General features: G+C 72.2%; 18 protein-coding genes. 7 read left to right on the forward strand and 11 right to left on the reverse strand.

Going from position 1 to position 19346, the window contains the following annotated elements; genetic code table 11:
• The first annotated feature begins 36 nt into the window (after positions 1-36).
• Positions 37-1107 carry a LuxR C-terminal-related transcriptional regulator gene (locus ACFYWL_RS10850; RefSeq protein WP_386970296.1) on the forward strand — a complete coding sequence of 357 codons (1071 nt, stop codon included), beginning with the start codon at positions 37-39 and terminating at the stop codon, positions 1105-1107.
• 172 nt (positions 1108-1279) lie between these two features.
• The gene (locus ACFYWL_RS10855; RefSeq protein WP_386970298.1) at positions 1280-2239 is read left to right on the forward strand and encodes a glycoside hydrolase family protein; all 960 of its coding nucleotides are present in this window, start codon (positions 1280-1282) and stop codon (positions 2237-2239) included.
• Between the two features lie 2 nt (positions 2240-2241).
• Here the strand turns inward: ACFYWL_RS10855 and ACFYWL_RS10860 are convergent, their stop codons facing one another.
• The 4 genes from ACFYWL_RS10860 to ACFYWL_RS10875 all read right to left on the reverse strand — a co-directional run bounded on the left by ACFYWL_RS10860 (position 2242) and on the right by ACFYWL_RS10875 (position 5398).
• Positions 2242-2367 (reverse strand): hypothetical protein, encoded by a 126-nt coding sequence (locus ACFYWL_RS10860; RefSeq protein ID WP_386970300.1) that lies wholly within the window; start codon positions 2365-2367, stop codon positions 2242-2244.
• Between the two features lie 65 nt (positions 2368-2432).
• Positions 2433-3608 (reverse strand): zinc-dependent alcohol dehydrogenase, encoded by a 1176-nt coding sequence (locus tag ACFYWL_RS10865; protein WP_386970303.1) that lies wholly within the window; start codon positions 3606-3608, stop codon positions 2433-2435.
• Positions 3605-4345: an SRPBCC family protein gene (locus tag ACFYWL_RS10870; protein WP_386970305.1), complete on the reverse strand. Its 741-nt coding sequence runs from the start codon at positions 4343-4345 to the stop codon at positions 3605-3607. The genes ACFYWL_RS10865 and ACFYWL_RS10870 overlap by 4 nt, the downstream gene beginning before the upstream one ends.
• A 471-nt stretch (positions 4346-4816) precedes the next feature.
• On the reverse strand, positions 4817-5398 hold the full coding sequence (locus tag ACFYWL_RS10875) for a type 1 glutamine amidotransferase domain-containing protein (protein WP_386970567.1): 582 nt from the start codon (positions 5396-5398) through the stop codon (positions 4817-4819).
• A 266-nt stretch (positions 5399-5664) separates the two neighbouring features.
• On the opposite strand from ACFYWL_RS10875, the gene ACFYWL_RS10880 reads away from it, so the two are divergent.
• The gene (locus ACFYWL_RS10880) at positions 5665-6186 is read left to right on the forward strand and encodes an SRPBCC family protein (protein WP_386970308.1); all 522 of its coding nucleotides are present in this window, start codon (positions 5665-5667) and stop codon (positions 6184-6186) included.
• Positions 6187-6221: 35 nt separating this feature from the next.
• On the opposite strand, the gene ACFYWL_RS10885 is transcribed toward ACFYWL_RS10880, so the two are convergent.
• Genes ACFYWL_RS10885 through ACFYWL_RS10900 form a run of 4 tightly spaced genes read right to left on the reverse strand, consistent with a single transcriptional unit; the run spans position 6222 to position 10461 of the window.
• Positions 6222-6641, reverse strand: coding sequence for an ankyrin repeat domain-containing protein (locus tag ACFYWL_RS10885; RefSeq protein WP_386970311.1), 420 nt, complete (start codon positions 6639-6641; stop codon positions 6222-6224).
• A gap of 33 nt (positions 6642-6674) precedes the next feature.
• The gene (locus ACFYWL_RS10890) at positions 6675-7439 is read right to left on the reverse strand and encodes a hypothetical protein (protein WP_386970313.1); all 765 of its coding nucleotides are present in this window, start codon (positions 7437-7439) and stop codon (positions 6675-6677) included.
• Entirely contained in the window at positions 7436-8230 is a 795-nt protein-coding gene (locus ACFYWL_RS10895; protein ID WP_386970316.1) for a response regulator, read from the reverse strand. The genes ACFYWL_RS10890 and ACFYWL_RS10895 overlap by 4 nt, the downstream gene beginning before the upstream one ends.
• Positions 8227-10461 carry a histidine kinase gene (locus ACFYWL_RS10900; protein WP_386970319.1) on the reverse strand — a complete coding sequence of 745 codons (2235 nt, stop codon included), beginning with the start codon at positions 10459-10461 and terminating at the stop codon, positions 8227-8229. Before ACFYWL_RS10900 ends, ACFYWL_RS10895 begins: the two co-directional genes overlap by 4 nt.
• Positions 10462-10581: 120 nt before the next feature.
• Here ACFYWL_RS10900 and ACFYWL_RS10905 point away from each other — a divergent pair, with 120 nt between their 5' ends.
• The gene (locus ACFYWL_RS10905) at positions 10582-11862 is read left to right on the forward strand and encodes an alpha/beta fold hydrolase (RefSeq protein ID WP_386970322.1); all 1281 of its coding nucleotides are present in this window, start codon (positions 10582-10584) and stop codon (positions 11860-11862) included.
• Positions 11863-12001: 139 nt separating this feature from the next.
• Here ACFYWL_RS10905 and ACFYWL_RS10910 read toward each other — a convergent pair whose 3' ends face one another.
• Positions 12002-12634 (reverse strand): hypothetical protein, encoded by a 633-nt coding sequence (locus ACFYWL_RS10910; protein ID WP_386970325.1) that lies wholly within the window; start codon positions 12632-12634, stop codon positions 12002-12004.
• A 360-nt stretch (positions 12635-12994) separates the two neighbouring features.
• Here ACFYWL_RS10910 and ACFYWL_RS10915 point away from each other — a divergent pair, with 360 nt between their 5' ends.
• The gene (locus ACFYWL_RS10915) at positions 12995-13801 is read left to right on the forward strand and encodes an SAM-dependent methyltransferase (RefSeq protein WP_386970327.1); all 807 of its coding nucleotides are present in this window, start codon (positions 12995-12997) and stop codon (positions 13799-13801) included.
• On the forward strand, positions 13798-15642 hold the full coding sequence (locus tag ACFYWL_RS10920) for a putative bifunctional diguanylate cyclase/phosphodiesterase (RefSeq protein ID WP_386970330.1): 1845 nt from the start codon (positions 13798-13800) through the stop codon (positions 15640-15642). The genes ACFYWL_RS10915 and ACFYWL_RS10920 overlap by 4 nt, the downstream gene beginning before the upstream one ends.
• A gap of 115 nt (positions 15643-15757) precedes the next feature.
• On the opposite strand, the gene ACFYWL_RS10925 is transcribed toward ACFYWL_RS10920, so the two are convergent.
• A complete protein-coding gene (locus ACFYWL_RS10925; protein WP_386970332.1) occupies positions 15758-16648 on the reverse strand; it encodes a hypothetical protein in 891 nt (296 codons plus the stop codon).
• A 316-nt stretch (positions 16649-16964) separates the two neighbouring features.
• Here ACFYWL_RS10925 and ACFYWL_RS10930 point away from each other — a divergent pair, with 316 nt between their 5' ends.
• Positions 16965-17588 (forward strand): dihydrofolate reductase family protein, encoded by a 624-nt coding sequence (locus tag ACFYWL_RS10930; protein ID WP_386970335.1) that lies wholly within the window; start codon positions 16965-16967, stop codon positions 17586-17588.
• A 158-nt stretch (positions 17589-17746) separates the two neighbouring features.
• Here ACFYWL_RS10930 and ACFYWL_RS10935 read toward each other — a convergent pair whose 3' ends face one another.
• A complete protein-coding gene (locus ACFYWL_RS10935; protein WP_386970338.1) occupies positions 17747-19264 on the reverse strand; it encodes an FAD-dependent oxidoreductase in 1518 nt (505 codons plus the stop codon).
• Between the last annotated feature and the right edge of the window lie 82 nt (positions 19265-19346).

Here is a 19346-nt window from a genome sequence, read left to right on the forward strand (position 1 = left end):
TGGCGACGCCGCATCGATGGGCGGTAACGTTACCGCGTGGTCGTCCGTCGCCGGGTTCACGGGAGGCAGGCCCACCAGATCACGGTGGCGGCGCTCGCCGACATCACCGCCGCCCGTCCCAACGTCTCCGACCTGTTCGGGCAGTGCACCGAACTGCTCCGCGACGTGCTCGGGTTCGACGCGGCCTGCTGGCACCTGAACGACCCCGTGACCGGTCTCATCACCACCATCCACTCCGAGGGACTGGACCCGCGCGGGTTCGCCCAGGCAGCGCTGCTGGAGTTCGGCTGCGACGACGTGGCGACGTTCGCCAAGATCCGAAGCAGCGGCCAGTCGGCGGACACCCTGAGCAACGCCACCCGGGGGCATGTCGCCCAGAGCATCCGCTACCGAGAACAGCTCCAGCCCGCCGGGTTCGGCGACGAGTTGCGGGCGAACTTCGACGCCCAGGGCGGGCGCTGGGGTTGCGCGGCGTTCATGCGGGCGGCCGACCGGGGCCCCTACACACCGAACGAGCTCCGGGTCGCCCGTCAGGTCTCCCGGCAGCTCGGAGTCGCCCTGCGTGACCTGCACCACCCCGCTCCCGGCCCCGACCTGGACGCCGAACTGTTCCCGGCGGCGGCCGTGCTCGGCCCCCGCGACGAGCTCCTGGCCGCCGACCCGGCGGCAGAGGCACTCATCACCGAGCTGAACGCGGACCAGTCCAAACTCGGCGTGCCCGCCTCCTTCCTCGTCGTCGCCGGGCGGGCGCGACGGATGCAGGTGGCCCGCGTCCGGGTGCGCAGCAGGCGCGGCACCTGGCTCGTCGTGCACGCGTCTCTGCTCGACGGCCGGGCCGACGGCCGGATCTGCGTGGTCGCCACGCCCGCGTCACCGGCAGAGGTCATCCCTGTCGCACTCTTCGGTTACGGCCTGACGCCCCGCGAACAGGAAGTCGCCCTTCACGTGGTCCGCGGCAGGAGCACCAACGACATCGCCCGCGTCCTCTCGCTGACCAACCTCACGGTCCAGGACCATCTGAAGACCATCTTCGCCAAGACCTCCGTACGCAGCCGCCGCGAACTGGTCGCGCAACTGTTCGCCGCCACACCACCCGAGACGTGGTGAGCGCGCTTCCCTTCGTAGCCCGAAGGCACCGCAGTACAACGACCATGCACCCGCTGGACCACCCGCCGAGGCACCAGCCTCGTAGAACCCCATGTTTCTGGGATGGCAGACGTGCTCGGCGCCCGACTACCTTGAGTCCGCCGAGGAAAGACCAAAGATTGTGTACCTACGTGTGCAGTTCGTCTGCGACGGCATGTGGAGGCTAGCCGACGACCTGTTCAGGAAGAAGGCTCTGATGTACGAGGCCAAACAGGGAAAGCGCCGCTCGTCGGTCACACCCCTAATCGCTCTGACCACTGCTTTCGTGATTGCATCGACCGTCGGAGCGTCGCCGGCGTTCGCCGATCTCGAAAAGCCGCCGAGGCCGCCGCAGAACGGGCCTTGCCTGGACGGGATGAAGCCACGACAGATGGAGCTGGCCGAGCTCAAGTTGTTCATCGCCAACCATGAGAGTTCGCACGGGCTGGCCGGCGACCCGCACGTATACCTGGACTCGGAAGGCATCCCGACCGTCGGCATCGGGTTCAACCTCAACCGGGGTGACGCAGCGGCGCAGCTCGCTGGGGTCGGCGCGAACTACAACGCGGTGCGCGCCGGCCAAGCCGACTTGACCCAGCTACAGATCACGCGGCTGTTCGAGCAGGACGTCGCCCGGGCCATCGTGGACGCGCGGGCGTTGGTGCCACGCCTCGACTCGATCAGTACGGCCCGACAGGCCGTGGTGATTGACATGATCTTCAACATGGGCCGGACCGGGCTGTCGCGATTTACGAGCATGCTCGCGGCCCTGAACCAGGGCGACTACGCGACAGCGGCGAAGGAAATGCAGAACTCCGCCTGGTACAACCAGACCGGCAATCGTGCCCGGCAGAATGTCGACCTGATGAACCGGGGAATTGTGTGTGACCCCCTGCAACCCGAATTCATCCCGCCGATGCCGCTTCCGGTGTCGCCGGACATCCCCGGAATTCCGACGACCAGGCCCGGCTACACCCCGTATCCCGGCGGCGTGGAAACCTACCAGCCAGGCTGGGGTGGCAGTCCCGGTGGCGGCAGCGCGCTTTGCTCGATCAGCAAGATCGAGGTGTACTACCAGGAGTCGTGGATCAGCATGATCTTCATCGATTGTTGAGATCAGCCCGCCAGATGCACGAACGAGCGGCCTTCGCCCTGCTCGGCCATCAGTCGCTCGATGCGCTTGCGGCCCACGCGGATGCCGTCGCGGCATAGCCGCCGGTTCCCCTTCCTCCCCGCGGCCATCAGGACATGATCAAGAAGCTCCGGGCACCACGACGCGCGCCGTGGTGCCCGGATGCGGCCGGTGGTCAGGGTTTGAGGACGACCTTCTCGCAGTTGTCCTGCTTGTTCTTGAAGATCTCGAAGCCGCGTTCCGCCTCGTCGAGCGGCAGGGTGTGGGTGATGACCCGGGTCGGATCGATCTCGCCACGCTCGATGCGCTGCAACAGCAGCTTCATGTAGCGCTGCACGTGGCATTGGCCGGTACGCAGGGTCAGCGCCCGATTCATCCAGGCGCCGGCGGGGAACTTGTCCAGCAGACCGCCGTACACGCCGATCACGGACACGATGCCACCGCTTCTGCACGACAAGATCGCCTGCCGCAGCGCGTGCGGGCGCTCGGACTCCGAACGGACCGCCTGCTTGGCCCGGTCGTAGGCGTGAAGGGGCGCGCTGCCGTGGCTGGCCTCCATGCCGACCGCGTCGATGCACTTGTCCGGTCCCCGCCCACCGGTCAGTTCCAGCAGCCGGGACCGCACGTCCACTTCCTCGAAGTTCACCGGCGTGTAGCCCGCCCGTTCGGCCATCTGCAGCCGGTACGGCTCCTTGTCGATGGCGATGACCTTCGCGGCGCCGAGCACCCGGGCGCTGTCCATGGCGAACTGGCCGACTGGGCCGGCGCCCCACACCGCCACCACGTCGGTGGGCTGGATGTCACACATCTCGGCGCCCATGTAGCCGGTAGGCAGGATGTCCGAGAGGAACAGCACCTGCTCATCGGTCAGATCGGACTCGATCTTCAACGGACCGACATCGGCGAACGGCACCCGCGCGTACTGTGCCTGACCGCCGGCAAAGCCGCCGGTCAGATGCGAATAGCCGAAGATCCCGGAGACCGGGTGGCCGAACATCTTCTCCGCGATCCCGGCATTGGGGTTGGAGTTCTCGCAGCAGGAGTACAGCTCGGCGGCGCAGGCGCCGCACGCGCCGCAGGCGATCGGGAACGGAACGACAACGCGGTCTCCCACGCGCAGCCGAGCTGGGTCGACGCCCCGGCCGACCTCGATCACTTCGCCCATGAACTCGTGACCCATGACGTCGCCGTCCTGCATCGTGGGCACGTAACCATCGACCAGATGCAGGTCCGAGCCACAGATCGCGGTGGACGTGATCCGTACGATGGCATCGCGCTCGTTCAGGAGCCTGGGGTCCGGCACGTCACGGACCTTGACCTTGTTGCGGCCCGCCCAGGTGTTCGCCCTCACGCGTCCGCTCCCCTCGCGAGGTCGGAATCCGACAGCGGTTGCGCCGGACGCTGCGGGAACTCCTTGCGGGCCCGCTTGCCCCACGGGGCGCCCTCGGATCGGACCACCTGGCCGGTCTCCAGCACCTGCTTGAGTCGGCGCAGGTCGTCGTCGAGCTGCTGGTGTGGCTCCTCGCCGAAGTACCTGGCCACCGCCTTGCCGACGGCACCACCAGGAACGTGGTACGACATGACGACGTGCACCTCGGTGCTGACACCGTCCGTGGCGGGCACAAGCCGGACCGTGCCGGAGTTCGGCACGTCGGCGTTGCCCGTCGACCGCCACGCGATCCTCTCGCCGGCCACCTCGTCGACGATCTCCGCGTCCCACTCGACGCTCTTGCCGAACGGAGCGCTGGCGGACCAACGGCTCGTACGGTCACCGGTGGCGGTGATCTTCTTCAGGTGTGCCATGAACGTCGGGAGGTTGTCGAGGTCGCGCCAGAACGCGTAGACCTCCGGTGCGGGTTTGCGGATGGTCGTCGTGGCGGTCAGCTGCATGAATCCTCCTTCGCGCGAGCCCCGTGCCGCCCGCACTGAGCCGGCTTCCTTCGACCGGGTTGCCTGCGCGGCCGTCAGCAGGTCGACCATCGTGATTCCGATGATGGCGCCCGTAACGCCGACGAGGCGTCGCCGACGCCGCCCGTCGCGGTGGGCGATGGCGACGCCGAGCGCGGCCAGGTCGATCGCATCGCCCATAACCCGGGTCCACGCCCAGATTCCCTTTCGCCGGCTCGTCAGGAGCCCGGCCGCGTGTACCAGTTCACGCGCCCCGACCAACTGCACCACCGCCCGGGACCTCGGGGAGTCGTCCACGCCGCTGATCCGGCGCACGGTGTCCGATGCCGTCAGCTGTGCCACACCCAGACCGAGACTCATCCAGCCGAGCCCGCGCCCCCGCCGCTGCACCTCGTCCTGCCTGGTCTTGACTGCCTCTCGGGTTGCCAGTCGAGTCACGGGTAGCCTCCGTATCTCGTCGCACCCCGGCCGAGCACTCCGGTGCGCGACGGTCGGGGCGCGACCCGTAGGAGCCGGGCATACCCCTTCGAAGCCGCCTCAACCCACGGCCGGGAACACCGGGATTGGCACGAGGCCAACCAGGCGAACGCCTCGTCGAGCCGTCGCAGGGCTCAGGCCCGGCCTGGCTTTCCCGCCCCTCAGTCCACCGGGTCAGGCCGTCGCCATCTGGCGGACGTCTTCGCCCTGGGCGAACTCCTCGACCATCTTGGCGCAGAAGGCCGGCAGGTCGTTGGGACTGCGGCTGGTGACCAGTCCGTTGTCGACCTGTACCTGCTGGTCCACCCAGGTCCCGCCGGCGTTGCGGATGTCGGTGCGCAGGCTGGGGAACGAGGTGACGGTCCGGCCGTTGACCATTCCGGTCTCGACCAACGACCAGGGTCCGTGGCAGATCGCTGCCACCGGCTTCTGTTGCTGGAAGAACGCCCGGACGAAGTCCATCGCCTGTGGGCTCATCCGGAGCCGGTCGGGGTTGACCGTCCCACCCGGCAGCAACAGGGCGTCATAGTCGGCCGGATTGGCCTCGTCCAGGGTCCGGTCCACCCGATAGCGGTTGGCCGGATCGATGTCCTGGTTCATCGACTGGATCTCGCCGGACTTCAACGAGATCAGGTGGACCTCGGCCCCCGCCTGCTCCGCGGCGGCCCGGGACTGGGTGTACTCCACATCCTCCACCCCGTCGGCGGCGAGGCAAGCGACCCGCTTGCCGGTCAGTGGCTGCTGGCTCTGCGCCATTTCTGCGCCTTCCTTTCGCGGCTCCGCCCCGTCGGCGGCCTGTTGGTCGAGCGCGGTCGCCTTCCCGGTGCGGGCACGGGCAAACAGACCAGCCGACGTCACTCGAGGGCGCAAGTGCGGCCACCTGCCCCCTGCGCGGCGAGGGCCTGCGCGGAGAAGGCCCGCTACCAGGTGTGCTGCCTGTCGCAGCGGGTAACGCAGGCAACCCACTGGGCAACCAGCGTGACAGCCTCCAAACGACCTCCAACATCAAGAAGGGGTCGAGAATGAAGAGCGTCAACCACGATCGCCAAGAGACGGCCGAACAGGGCCGATCACGATCACGACGAGACAAGACGATGATCGAGGTCTGCCGAATCATCCCCACCACGGCCGAACGGATCTTCGCTGTCCTGGCAAACGGCTGGAGCTACGCCAGCTGGGTCGTCGGCGCCGCCCACATGCGGGCCGTCGACGACGGCTGGCCCGCAGTGGGCACCCGAGTCCACCACCGAATAGGCCCATGGCCACTGCACATCGACGACCGCACGGTGGTACGCAGGATGGAACCCGAACGGCTGCTCGAACTCGACGCGCACGCCGGACCACTCGGCGTCGCCCGTGTCCGACTGACACTGGAGCCGATATCGGCCACCACCACCCGCATACGGATGGGCTGGACGACAGTCACGGGCCTCGCCCACTTCATCCCGAAAGCCACCCTCGCCCCGATACTCCGCCTCCGCAACGCGGAAACCCTGCACCGCGTCGAAGACCTCGCCATGCACCGGCAACTTCCCACGACATAGCCGCCACACCGCCAACACCTCGATCACCCCCACGGTCAGACGAAGAGGCCGCCTGCGGCTTTGAGCAACGCCTCTGTCTCGGTGTGGCCGCCTCGGGCGGCCCATTCGAGGGGCGACAGGCCGGTGCCGTGGTCTTCGCGGAGGTTCGGATCTGCGCCGTGGGTGAGGAGTACGCGGACGACGTCGGCGTGGCCCCAGGCTGCGGCTCCCGTCAGGGGTGTCCCCTCGTCGCCGCGTCCGCTCTCGACGTTCGGGTCCGCGCCGGCGTCGAGGAGGATCCGTGCCGCCACCCGCTTGTTGTGCAGTGCGGCCAGGTAGAGGGGCGTGCTGCCGTCACGATCCGCCGCGTTGGGGTCCGCCCCCGCGCGCAACAACGCGAGTATCGCGGTCAGGTCGTCCCGCAGCAGCGACGCCATCAGACGGGCGGTGAGCTTCTTGCGCTGTCGGACCTTCACCAGCGTCAGGATAGGCGGTCCGGTTCATCATGATCAGCCGAACTCCTCGGTGTAGCAGAGCAGCAACGTCGTGCGCCGTTGGACATGGCTGGCAAGGTCACGCCATGCCTCGGCGGCGCCTTCCGGATCGCCGTAGAGGTCCGTCAGATCGGCGACGAGCCGGGTGGCCGCTTCGGGACTCAGCGGCGCGTCGGCCACGAACCCGAGCCAGGACGCACCGATACCGAAGAACCGGTATCCGTACGACTCGCGCATCCGCCGAATCACCGCATGGTTCTGGAAGACGTCCCAGTCCGAGGCGAAGTAGCCGTTCGGCAGCCCCGCCAGCAGCAGGTCGTCGCGGGCGACGGGCAGCCGCTGCACGTAGACGACCGCATCGAGCACGGCGGAGGCGTCCGCGTTCCTCGCGGCAAGAATCCGGATGTCGGCAGCCAGCGTCAGCAGCGTGCCGGTGACGTCCTCCCAGCTCGTCCGGAACTGCGGGTTGTCCAGCTGCGCGGCCACATGCCTCAGGCAGGCCAGGCGGTAGGCGTGGACCGCCTGCGGGTCGTCGAAGTCGACCTGCCCGTACGGGGCGTCGATGCGGTCGTCCTCGGCGGCGTGCATGCTGGTGTAGCAGCACTGGTTCAGGTCATCGAGGGTGCAGAGGAACCGGGCCCCGGGGTCCGCCGCGTGCAGCCCGCCGACGAAGGCGAGCACCTCGTCGAGAGAGCCGATCTCCGACAGCCGCGCGTGACTCAGGGAGTCGACGGGACGGTGGGGACCGGGTGCGGCATGGTCGACCAGCCAGACCTTCATCCGAGCAGCCTGCCCTTCGACGGTGGAGACCCGTTGCGCCCCGACGACTCCAGGGCCTGTTGCTCGCGCACCCCCGGGCGGATCAGCCCGCCCTCGTACGCCGCGATCGTCGCCTGCACCCGGTCGCGCACGCCCAGCTTGCCTAGGACGACCGCGACGTGGTCCTTGACCGTCGACGCGCTGATGCCCAGGACCGCCGCGATCTCGGCGTTGGACAGCCCGCGCGCCACCTGGTGCAGCACCTGCGTCTCGCGAGGGGTCAACCCGCCGAGGCGTGCGGCGTCCTCGGGCCCGGGCCCGGTCGCGAACCGGTCGATGAGCCGGTGGGTGACCCCCGGGTCGAGGATCGCGTCCCCCGTGGCGACGACCCGGACGGCGTCGACGACCCGCTGCGGCTCCGCGTCCTTGAGCAGGAACCCGGCCGCTCCGGCCCGCAGCGCCGCGAACACGTACTCGTCGAGGTCGAACGTCGTCAGCATGACGATCCGGGTCGCCGGGTGCCGCCGCCCGATCGCGACGGCCGCCGCGATCCCGTCGACGCAGGTCGGCCGGGCCGGTGGTGGGCCCTCCGGGCGGAGCCCCCGAACCGGCGGACCCGGGGCGGAGGGCCGGCGGGCTGGCATCCGTACGTCCAGGACGGCGACGTCGGGAGCGGTCGACGCGACGAGCGCGACGGCCGAGTCGCCGTCGTGGGCCTGGCCGACGACCGCGATGTCCGGCTCGGCGTCGAGGATGGCGGCGATGCCGGCGCGCACCGTCGCCTCGTCGTCGGCGACGATGACCCGGATCATCGCAGCGCCTCCGGCAACCAGACGCGGACCGTGGCGCGGTCGGTGTCGACCGCCACCGAGCCGCTGGCGGCGTCCGTCGACTCCCGCAGCGACCGCAGCACCTTTGCACCGACGGGCGGGCAGCGGCGGACCTCCAGGCCGATCCCGCTGGCGACGTACGTCACCGTGGCCACCGCGCCGTCGGCGAGGAGCGCCGCGCCCACCCGGTGCGCGGCTACCTCCAGGGACGCGGGCAAGGACCGCGGCTCGCCGACGAACCGCAGCGCCGACCGGCGGCGCGCCGCCAGGTCGGCGAGGGCGGCGACGGCGGGCGGTGGGTCGGGCCTGTCCTGGGGCAGCCCGTGCAGCAGCCGTCGGAGGGCGACCAGGCCGGTCCGGGCCTGCGTCGCGACCTCGTCCAGCCGGCCCGCCTCGGCCGCGGCGAGCGCCGAGGCGGCGTGCAGCCGTGCGGTCGCGCGCACGCCGTCCACGATGCGCGCGCGCTCGCCCCGCGCCGCGCTGTCGGCGTGCCGGCGCACGGTCTCCCGCGCGGCGGCCTCGGCGGTCGACCGGCGGGACCGCCGCGTCGTCACCAGCCTGCCGGCGAGCCAGGCGACGCCCAGCGGCACCGCGAGCATGACGCCCAGCACCGCACCGGCCGCGGCACGGTTTCCGGTGATGTCGACGCCCGCGCCCAGGGCCACCCCGCCGACGGCGGCCACCGCCAACGGCGCGGCGAACCCGAGGCGGGCCGCGGGCCGGTAGGCGCCCACCGCGTATACCAGCGCCAGCTCGACCCACCAGCACCACAGGAACGTCTCGGCGGGGTCGTGCCGGGTCCAGCCGGCAGCGGTGCCCGCGAGCCAGGCGACCTGGACCGCCAGCGCCGCGACCAGCGCCGCGCCGGGCGCGAGCCGCCGCCACGCCAACGGCAGCGCGTGCAGCACCAGCAGCGCGACCAGCAGCGCCGCCGGAACCGGCGCGGCCAGCGGGTCGGGGCCGTCCCCGCCCGGCAGCAGCACCGTGCCCGTGGACAGCCCGAGCGTGAGGACGACCATCGCCCCGTCCCGGACCGCCGCGCCGGCCCCGGTCCACGTCCGGACGCCCGGCAGCGCTCCCGTCGTCGTCCGGACGGCCTGCGTCGCTCCGGTCTTTGGCGGGGTGCCCGGCACCGCGCCCGGCCGCCACGGCAGCCGGGCCCTGACCCGCCATCCCGGACCGGCCGGCCCGGCGTCGAGGTCGCCGCCGGCCGCCTCGACCCGGGCGCGAAGCCCGGCGATGCCGAGCCCGCTGCCCACGTCGCCGCCCGCACGGCTGCCACCCCCGTCGAGCACCGTCACGGTGAACCCGCCGGGGTCGGGAGTGATCCGCACCATCGCCGCCGCGCCCTGCGCGTACCGCATGATGTTGGTCAGCGCCTCGCGGACGATCAGGTGCGCCAGGGCCGCGACCGCCGGCGGGACGACCCGCGCGGTGCGCTCGTAGCGCACCCACGGGTGGTCCGCCACCAACTGGTCGACCGCCTCGATGCCGACCTCGTCGTCCCGCCCCGCCGACGCCACCACCCGGTCCAGGTCGTCGACCGCCGCCCGCCCGGCGCCGATCGCGTGTTCGATCGCCCGCTCCCGCAGCGCCGGGTCGGCGAGGCGCAGCGCCGCGCCGGCGGAGACGAGGATCGCGGTCAGCCGGTGGCCGGCCACGTCGTGCAGCTCGGTCGACAGCCGCCGGCGTTCCTGGGCGACCGCGAGCGGCACGAACCCGGCCACGGCGGCCCGGAAGACCTCGGCCGCGGCCCGGTCGGCGCGAACCCGACGGCGCAACCGCCCGACCGCCCACACCCCGGCGGCCACGGCCCCGAGCTCGAGCGCGGTCGCGACGGTGGTCCGCGCCGACGCGCCGAGGGCCGCCGTCGTCACGACGAACCCGGCCACCACGGCCGCGACGCCGGCTGCCGAGACCGCCGCCGTGCGGTGCACCACCAGCGCGTACGCCGTCAGCAGCACCGCGGCCGGGCCGGCCGGGGCGGCCCAGGCGACGGGGGCGGCCAGCGCGGTGGCCAGGGCGACGCCGGCCAGCGCCGGGCCGGGCATCCGCCGGCGGTAGAGCAGCGCGACCACGGCGACCACGGCGACGGCGCAGACCCCGGGCGCCAGCCGCGGGTCCGGCCGGGCGGCGAGCCACCACAGCGCCTGCGACACCGCCACGACGCCGGGCACCCAGGCGTCGCCCAGGTCAGGGGCCCAACGTCGCATGCCCCGATGGTACGGGCCGCCCGGCCGGTGGGGACCCCCGCCGCGAGAGGGGGGTGGGGCGCGCGGAAGCCGTCCCGCGGCAGGACGCGCCCGCCCCGGAAACCGACCAGCATGATCTTCATGGTTCGTCCCCTTGTTCGCCGGAGCATCGGCGTCCTGCTGCTGCCGGTCGCCGTGGCCATCGCCGTGGCCGTGGGCGGCGCGGGCTTCGTCGCCACCGCGTTCGTCACCGCCTGGATACCGCTGCTCTGCGCGGTGGGGCTCGTGTTGTCGGGCACCGTCGCCCAGTTGCTCGCCCGGCCCGCGTTCGCGCTGCTCGGCGTACGACGCCGCAGCCGCGCCGCGACGCTGCTGGCCGTCTTCGTCACCGTCGCCGTCGCCGGGCTCGCCGCCGTGACCGTGTTCCGGCCCGGCCCGCGCCCGGCCGCCCCGCCCCCACCCGCCGGTGTCCGGTTCTGGGAGCTGCCCACCGGATCACGGATCGCGTACGTCCACGCCCCCGCCTCCGGCACGCCCCGCCCGACGCCCGTGCTCTTCCTGCACGGCGGCCCCGGCACCCCGGGCGAGGGAGTGCCCGCCGTCGGTGCCCTGCTCGCCGCCGACGGCTTCGAGGTCTACGCCTACGACCAGCTCGGCGCCGGCCGGTCCACCCGGCTCGCCGACGTCACCGGCTACACCGTCGCCCGGCAGGTCGCCGACCTCGACGCGATCCGTGTCGAGCTGGGGGCCGAGCGCATCGTTCTCGTCGGGCAGTCGTGGGGCGGGTCGCTCGCGGCGCAGTATCTCGCGGCCCATCCGCAGCACGTCGCCCGGGCCGTGTTCACCTCGCCCGGCCCGATCTGGGCGGGTGCCTACCGGGACGGCGGAGGCGGCGACCCCTGGGCCCGGATGACCGCCGAGCAGCGTCGGCAGCGTGACGAGCTGTTCGCCTCGCCGCGGGTCGTCGCCCAGGCGGTCCTGCAACACGTCAACCCGAACGCGGCGCACGCGCTCGTCGGCGACGACGAGGCGGACGCGCTGATGCACGCCGTCGCCGTGCTCGGCAAGGACACCACCCGCTGCCCCGGTTCGGCACCCGCCGAGGTACACGACAACCACCAGGGCTTCTACGTCAACCAACTGACGGTCGAGGACTTCGCCCGCATCCCCGACCCGCGGCCCGCGCTCCGGCAGGCCCGCGTGCCGGCGCTGGTCCTGCGCGGCGAGTGCGACTTCGTCCCGTGGGAGGAAACGGACGAATACCGGCGTACGCTGCCGCAGGCCACCCTGGTCTACCTGCCGCGCACGGGACACGACATCGCCTCCGGCCAGCGGGAGGCGTACGACGCGCTGCTCCGCGCGTTCCTGCGCGACGAGCCGCTGCCGCTGCCGCCCTACACCTCGGCCCGACCCCCGTCGTGAGTCGGGCCCGGCGGCGATCGCTCCAGCGCCGGCCCGGCCGCGGACTCGGCGGCAGGGGCGGGGGCGTCCGCGCACGCGGAGACCGCACCCACAGCCACCGCCACCTCGCCACGGTGCCCACGCCGCCGTGGCTTCGGATCTACTGTGTGTATTCGGCGTGCAGTTCGGCGTACGGGCGGCGTTGGTCGGGGTGGCGTCGGGTTCTGCCCATGCCGATCTCGGCGCAGCAGTGCGTCGTGGGGTTGCGGGCGCGGTGTGCCGGGCACTCCTCGGCCAGGGCGCGGACCTGGTCGGCTTGCAGCTCGAACGCCTCGCGGCTGCCGGTGAGCACCAGTGTCTCGGCGGCGATGTCCCACCGCAGGTGGTCGTGGAACTCCTGGTGCCAGGGCCTTCGGTGGTCGGCGGCAGGCCGTGGCGGCCATGCTCGGCCGGGTAGCACGACGGTGTGCGGCCTGCCGGCCCCGAGCCGGGAGCGGACCTGTTTCCACCGTGACGGCGGGAACGCGAGGCGGTGGTGCAGCAGCACCATGTCGAGCGGGCGTCCCCAGGCATGGACGGTCGGCAGTTCCGCGCGTCGCAGGGGGAGGTAGATGATCGTGTGTGGCGACCGGGCGGCCAGGCCCCACGCCTGGGCGAACATCACCGCGGTTTCCTTGTCGAGGCAGAACTGGGCTCCGAGACGGCCCTCGTAGAGACCGGCGAACCTCGGTGGCCTCGCCGGCTGCAGGACCCGGTACCGGTGGTGTCCGAGCTGCACCGTGCTGATCGTCACCGGCCACCTGCGCCCGCCCAGCCCCTGCGCCACTCCAGCCACACCCCCTCGACCAACCGCCGGTCCACCCCTCAAGTGCGGGCATTGTCGCCGGGGCCCGCGTGACGGGGCGACAGAGTTTCCGATCGTCGCCTGACCGACTTCGGCCCTGGGCGTCCGCGGCCAGCCCACCCCCAGCGTCGTCGCGGGGACGACCAACGGTGTCGTCGTTGTCTGTACGGTGTAGACGAACGGTCGACCTGGCCCACGTCAGCCGTCGACCTGCGGGCCGGCGTCGGGACTCCGGTGTCGTCAGGTGAATCGGTGAACTCCGATTATAGTGGCGGCGGTCACGTCACTGTGGTGGTGGGAAGGGCGGCGATGGAACGGCCGGAGTGGGCGCCAGCGGATGTTGATCTCAGCCGGCCGAGCGTGGCGCGAGCCTACGACTACTGGCTCGGCGGCTCGCACAACTTCGAGGTCGACCGGGAGTTCGCCCGCCAGGCGATGGCGGCGGTGCCGGACCTTCGCCTGGTCGCGCGGGCGAACCGCGAGTTCCTGCATCGCGCGGTGCGGTTCATGCTCGACGAAGGGATTCGGCAGTTCCTGGACATCGGGTCCGGTATTCCGACGGTGGGCAACGTGCACGAGATCGCCCAGCAGGTGGACCCGCACACCCGCGTGGTCTATGTGGACATCGATCCGGTGGCGGTGACGCACAGCACCCACATCCTCGCCGGCCAGCCGAACGCGGTCGCGCTGCTCGAAGACCTGCGCCGCCCGGAGGCCATCCTGGGCCACCCGGAGGCCCGCCGGCTGCTGGATCTCGACCAGCCGGTCGGCCTGCTGCTCGTCTCGGTCGTGCACGCTGTCCCCGACCACGACGACCCGTACGGGCTGATCAGGCGGCTGTGGACGGCGCTGGCCCCGGGTAGCTGCGTGGCGATCAGCCACGTCACCACCGACAGCCGGCCGGACGAGATGGGCGAGGGCACCCGGCTCAGCGCCCGGACGAACACCCCGGTCACCGCCCGCAGCCGCGCCCAGGTGGAAGACCTCTTCGCCGGCCTGGACCTGGTGGAACCCGGCGTGGTGTGGTCCCCGCTGTGGCGTCCCGAGTCACCGACCGATGTCGGGGAGCACCCGGAGCGGATGAGTTTCTACGTCGGAGTCGGACGCCGCAGGTGAGTGGTCGGTCCGACGCCGACGGGGTCGACGACCGGCGCTGCCCGGGCGTCGAGGAGTTCGTCACGGCGTGGGCTGCGGCCCTGCACCGGGCCCACTACGTGCCGATCAGCGCCGAGCAGCGGCATCGCATCGTGACCGGACTGGCGGGCCGCCTGGTCAGCGCGGTCCTCGCCGATTCGGCCGAGCCCGGCGACGGCCAGCGCATCGGCGCCGATCTGGTGGCGGCCGGCTTCGGGTCGCCGGAAGCGCTCGGTGGGACGATCGCGGTCATCGGCTCCCGGCTCCTCGACGACTTGGGCATCGCCGCCGACCCCACCCGTGCCGACCGGCTGAACGGCCTGCTGGCAGAGCTCGCGGCGGGCTTCGCGTCGGCCGCGCACGACCGCAGCCTGAGAGCCCAGGACGCGGTCCGGCTGGCCGCACTGGCCGCCCGCAACCAGGCCGAGGAGGCGTTACGGGTCAGCGAGGCCAGGTTCCGCCGCTTTGCCACCCACGACCAGTTGACCGGGCTGCCCAACCTGACGTTGTTCACCGAACAGTTGGGGCGGCTGTCCGCCGCCGAGGTGCCGATCGACCGGGTCGGCGTCTGCTGCCTCGACGTCGACGACTTCGCGGCGGTCAACGACGTGCTCGGGCATCAGGTGGGTGACCTGCTGCTCCGCGAGATCGCCGATCGGCTCGCCGCGCTCACCGACCGGCGGATCGACCTGGTGGCGCGGCTGGACAGCGACCGGTTCGCGATCCTGGTCCGCGACACCACCTGCGCCGAGGACACTATCAAGATCGCCGATCAGGCGCTCGCCGCGCTCGCCGCCCCGTTCCGCGTCAACGGCACCGAGGTTCCCTTGACGGCGAGCGCGGGCGTGGCCGAGGGCACCGTCGCCGACGGTGGCGCCGCGACCCTGATGCGCGCCAGCGAGATCGCCCTGCACTGGGCCAAGGCGGACGGGAAGGCCACCCTGCGCCAGTTCGACCAGGACCGCAGCGACGCCGACGCCGCGCGTTACCGGCTGTCGGCGGCCATGCCGGCGGCGCTGCGGCGGGGTGAGTTCACCGCCGTCTACCAGCCCATCGCCGCTCTGCGGTCCGGGCGGCTGGCGGGGGTGGAGGCGCTGGCCCGCTGGCGGCACCCTCAGCTTGGCCTGCTGACCGCCGCCCGGTTCATCGAACTCGCCGAACGAACCGGCCTCGTGGTGGCGCTCGGCGGTCAACTGCTGGAGCAGGCGTGCCGGCAGGCCAGCCGTTGGCAGCGGATCCAACCCGGCCTGTACGTGAGCGTGAACGTGTCGGTGCGCCAGCTCCACCAGGACGGCCTGGCCGGGGCGGTGGCGCAGATCCTCGACCGGACGGGCCTGCCGCCGCACCTGCTTCAGCTGGAAGTCACCGAGCAGGCCGTGATCGACCTGACCGGCGTGGTGACGGAGACCCTGGCCGCGCTGATGAAGATCGGCGTCCGGATCGTCATCGACGACTTCGGCATCGGCTATGCGAACCTGGCCAATCTCCGCTCCCTCCCCCTGCACGGCCTCAAACTCGACGCCAGCCTGACCCGTCCGTCGGCGCGGCGGGCCAGCCGGCCGGGGAGCGACCGCCCCGGCGCGGACGACGACTTCCTCAGCACCGTCGTGTCGCTCGGGCACAAGCTCGGCCTCGTCGTGACCGCCGAGGGCATCGAGACCGCCGCGCAGGCCCACCGGCTGACCGCGACCGGTTGCGACAACGGGCAGGGCTGGCACTTCGGCCGGCCGGTGCCGCCCGACGAGATCACCGCCAGCATCGTCGCTCAGCAGCACCGCGACGCCGTGCCACACGACACCGAGCTGCCGGCGTTCCCGGTCTAGCGGCGTCGACGCCGTCTGGCCAACCGGTCCGGGTCGGAGGTCGCGCTTGCCGCGATCGCATCCCTGCTGTGGCCGGCCGCCGAAGGCCCGGTGACCCGGCGTCACCCGCCCGCCGTCAGAACCCGGGGTCGGCGGCGAAACCTCTCGGGGCTGGCAACTCGCGTCCGTTGCGCTTCGCGACCGTCCACAAGTACGGTCCGGCGTTTTCGCCCTCCTCGTCGATGTAATCGTTGAGCAGGGTGCCGTCGGGGTCCAGGGCGTCGTACCGCTCCCACTGCTCGGTGCAGAAGAGGAATGCCGGCAGCAGGCCCGGCGTCTCCGGCTCCTGGCCGCTGTCCGCGATCGCCGCCAGCGCCTCGGGGTAGCCGTCGGTGACGAGCAGGCACAACTGTTCGCGGCCCGGGCCGGGACCCAGGGTACGTAGCCACCGGCGGTATCCCTCGGCCGCCGGTGCCGGGAACGCCTGGCCGTCGAGGCGCACCAACTCTGTCACCAGGGATGCGGGGTCGTAGCTGTCGAGCAGGTCGAAACGCCTCTTCAGGATCGCCACGACGGCGAGCCCGGTGTGCCACCTGCCCAGCGGCGCGGGCTGGCACAGGTGGGCGTTGGCCAGCGCGAGATCGAGCACCGCGCGGGCCTCCAGCTTTCCGTCCACGGGTACGCGCGACGGGCTCATCGCGCTTCTCAGCGCGTCCTCGAAGTCACCGAGGAGGACCGGGTGGTCGGTGACGCGCAGGAGGTCGGCCATCGCCCGGCGCAGTTCGGGATCGGCGGACTTGAGGGCGGCCGACAGCACCCGGCTGCCGTTCGGTGGTGCGGTGACCAGCCGTACCCGTGGTTCGTGCGGGCAGTCCGGCGCGGGCGCGAGCAGGAACCGCCACGCCGGCCCCGGAGTGGCGGTCAGGGCGTCCCAGACGCGGTTGGTCACCTCCTGGTCGCTGCCCCAGGCCCGGGCCAGGGCCTCCTCGGCCATCGCCGCGACCCGCTCGTCCCGTGCACCCGTCATCAACCGGGCCACCGCAGCGACGTCGCCGGCGGATGGGCGCCTCAGCCGTCCGCAGAGAACTCGGGCGGCGAGCCGCGCCGACGGGCCGGCGCCGCTGACCGCGATCTGCTCCAGCATTTCCCCATCATCGGGTTCACCTTCGATCCGTGGGGTCCTACGGAAAGTCAGGAGTCGATGGCGGTTGGTGCCGGAGCCGAACAGGGGGCGCGAAACTGGCCCGTGTCGGCGCGTAGGGCTCCGGGTGGAGCACCCGCGCGACCATACTCCGGCTGAGGCATGATGCCCGACGTTCTGCTGAGTCAAGGAGCGAGTGAAGATGGCCAGAGTTGTCATGCAGGCCGTGGTTTCGGTGGACGGCTACATCGCCTCTCCGGACGACACGGTCGGGCCGCTGTTCGACTGGTACGGCAACGGGGACGTCACGGTCCAGGCCAACGAGAAGTGGACGTTCCACGTCAGCCGCGCCTCCGCCGGCTACGTGAAGCCCTTCTGGGACGCCGTCAGGGTGACGGTGATAGGCCGCCACCTGTTCGACACCACCGACGGCTGGGCGGGCGTGCCCGCCGCCGGGGACGCGCTCGTCGTCGTCACCCACCGGCCGCTGCCCGAGGAGTGGCTCACCAGGTTTCCCGACGCGCCGTTCCACACCGCCGACTCGGTCGAGGCCGGCATCGCCCTCGCCAAGGAGCTCGCCGGTGCCGGCCTGGTCTGCGTGACCGCAGGCGACGTCGGCGGACAGGCGTTTGCGGCCGGCCTTGTCGACGAGGTGGCGATGGACGTCGTCCCGGTGGTCATGGGCGAGGGAAAGCGGTTCTTCGGCAGCCACACCGGCACCGTCCTCCTCGACGACCCGGACACGGTGGTCCAGGGTGACCGCGTGCTGCACCTGCACTACACCGTCGACCGCGGCCGGAGCCAGGACTCCGTTCACCCATCGTGACCGCCCGCCGGCAGGATCGGGCAAGAATGCGCGCGGATCTCTCTACCCTGGGCGCGTGACGCGCGCTTCTATTGCGCTGACAGATCGTCCGTTGCCTATCCGCCGCTGCTGGCCAGCGACGTTCGATACTGACCCGGCCTGGGCGGGTGCGCCCGATGCTAACCCCTGCCCTCACCTGCTGACGGCGGCCCGAAGTGGCGGGTGAGCGCAGCGCGCAGCGTGCCGGCGTCGCCGGCGGACCAGGCGACGAAGCAGTCGGGGCGCACGAGCAACGCGGTCGCGGTCGTACCCTCCAGCGGGCCGGTGACCACGTCGATCCGGTCCCGCCACGGGGCGGCGGCCTCGGCGTAGGCCCCCGTGGGGTCCAGCAGCAGGGGCCGGGCGGCGCGGGTCAACTCGGCGAGGCGGGTCGGGCCGCGGTCACCGTGCACGACCACGTCCGGGGCGCAGCGGCCGGCCAGCGGGTCGGCGGGGTCGGCGGGGTAGCGGACGTCCGCGCCGGACATCAGCGCCGCGATGTGCCCGGTCACCTCCGGCATGCGTAGCAGCTCGGCGAAGAGTTCCCGCAGGCCGGTGATGTCGTCGCCGGGGCCGGTGAGCGCCGATTGCGCCTGGGTGGACATGACGACCCGTTCGGCGACGGGTCGACGCTCGGTCTCGTACGTGTCGAGCAGGTCCGGCGGCGCCCAGCCGCGTACCGTGGCGGCGAGCTTCCAGCCCAGGTTGACGGCGTCCTGCAGGCCCAGGTTGAGGCCGGGACCGCCGATGGCGGGATGCACGTGCGCGGCGTCGCCGACCAGGAGCACCCGGTCGGCGCGGTAGCGGGCGGCGATCCGGGTGTTGCGACCGGTCAGCCGCCGCAGCAGGCCGGGGCCGTCGGCGGGGCCGAGGGGGAGGTCCGCGCCGAGCACCCGCGCGACGCTGGCGCGAAGCTCCGCCAGGTCCATCGGGGTCGCGTCGCTCACCGGCGCGTCGGGCCACTCGGTCGTGCTCAGGATCGCCGGGCGGCCGGGGAACGGGCCCCAGGCGATCAGGCCGCGCGGGGTACGGGTGTGCTGGAACGGCGGCACGACGCCGTGGCCGGGGACGCGGAGGCCGCCGGTCACGGGGTCGAGGAAGGACGCGGGGACGGTCACGGTCGCGGCGCGGGAGACCGACCGGTCGTCGGTGACGCCGGGGAAGTCGATGCCAGCGAGGCGGCGCACCGTGCTGTGGCCACCGTCGGCGCCGACGAGGAAGCGGGCGGTGAGCTGCGTGCCGTCGGCAAGGCGGACCTCGACGGCGTCGGGGTGTTGACGGAGGTCGACGACCTCGCGGCCTCGGCGCAGGTCGACGCCGAGCTCGGCGGCCCGGGCGGCGAGGGTGGCCTCGAGCTGGGCCTGCGGCACACCGAGCACGTAGTGCGGGTTGTCCGCGAGCATCGTGAGGTCGAGCGGGAACGCGCCGAAGGTGAAGGCCGGCTGCGGGGACGGTGGGGTGCTCTCGCCGCTGAGCCGCGCGTAGAGGCCACGCCGGTCGAGCAGGCGGACGACCTGGCCGACGAGGCCGTTGGCGCGGGGCTCGCCTCCGGGCGTGGGATGGCGTTCCAGGACGACGGGACGGATGCCGGCGAGGGCCAGTTCGCAGGCGAGCATGAGGCCGTTGGGGCCGGCCCCGACGACGAGGACATCGATCATGATCGTGATCCCTCCGGGGTGTGCGTCCTCGCCACGGTGGGCGCGGCGCGCTGCCGGCCCGCCGCGGAGGTGTGACGCGACT

The sequence above is a fragment of the Micromonospora sp. NPDC002575 genome, from assembly GCF_042889525.1.
In the GTDB taxonomy this organism is placed as follows: domain Bacteria; phylum Actinomycetota; class Actinomycetes; order Mycobacteriales; family Micromonosporaceae; genus Micromonospora; species Micromonospora carbonacea.

What these genes read in the sequence shown, in the direction of transcription:
- ACFYWL_RS10890 (WP_386970313.1), bottom strand. Translation starts at nt 7,439, where the DNA reads ATGAAGGTCTGGCTGGTCGACCATGCCGCACCCGGTCCCCACCGTCCC.
- ACFYWL_RS10930 (WP_386970335.1), top strand. Translation starts at nt 16,965, where the DNA reads ATGGCCAGAGTTGTCATGCAGGCCGTGGTTTCGGTGGACGGCTACATC.
- ACFYWL_RS10895 (WP_386970316.1), bottom strand. Translation starts at nt 8,230, where the DNA reads ATGATCCGGGTCATCGTCGCCGACGACGAGGCGACGGTGCGCGCCGGC.
- ACFYWL_RS10870 (WP_386970305.1), bottom strand. Translation starts at nt 4,345, where the DNA reads ATGGGCGATGCGATCGACCTGGCCGCGCTCGGCGTCGCCATCGCCCAC.
- ACFYWL_RS10925 (WP_386970332.1), bottom strand. Translation starts at nt 16,648, where the DNA reads ATGACGGGTGCACGGGACGAGCGGGTCGCGGCGATGGCCGAGGAGGCC.
- ACFYWL_RS10875 (WP_386970567.1), bottom strand. Translation starts at nt 5,398, where the DNA reads ATGGCGCAGAGCCAGCAGCCACTGACCGGCAAGCGGGTCGCTTGCCTC.
- ACFYWL_RS10860 (WP_386970300.1), bottom strand. Translation starts at nt 2,367, where the DNA reads ATGGCCGCGGGGAGGAAGGGGAACCGGCGGCTATGCCGCGACGGCATC.
- ACFYWL_RS10915 (WP_386970327.1), top strand. Translation starts at nt 12,995, where the DNA reads ATGGAACGGCCGGAGTGGGCGCCAGCGGATGTTGATCTCAGCCGGCCG.
- ACFYWL_RS10935 (WP_386970338.1), bottom strand. Translation starts at nt 19,264, where the DNA reads ATGATCGATGTCCTCGTCGTCGGGGCCGGCCCCAACGGCCTCATGCTC.
- ACFYWL_RS10900 (WP_386970319.1), bottom strand. Translation starts at nt 10,461, where the DNA reads ATGCGACGTTGGGCCCCTGACCTGGGCGACGCCTGGGTGCCCGGCGTC.
- ACFYWL_RS10880 (WP_386970308.1), top strand. Translation starts at nt 5,665, where the DNA reads ATGAAGAGCGTCAACCACGATCGCCAAGAGACGGCCGAACAGGGCCGA.
- ACFYWL_RS10905 (WP_386970322.1), top strand. Translation starts at nt 10,582, where the DNA reads ATGGTTCGTCCCCTTGTTCGCCGGAGCATCGGCGTCCTGCTGCTGCCG.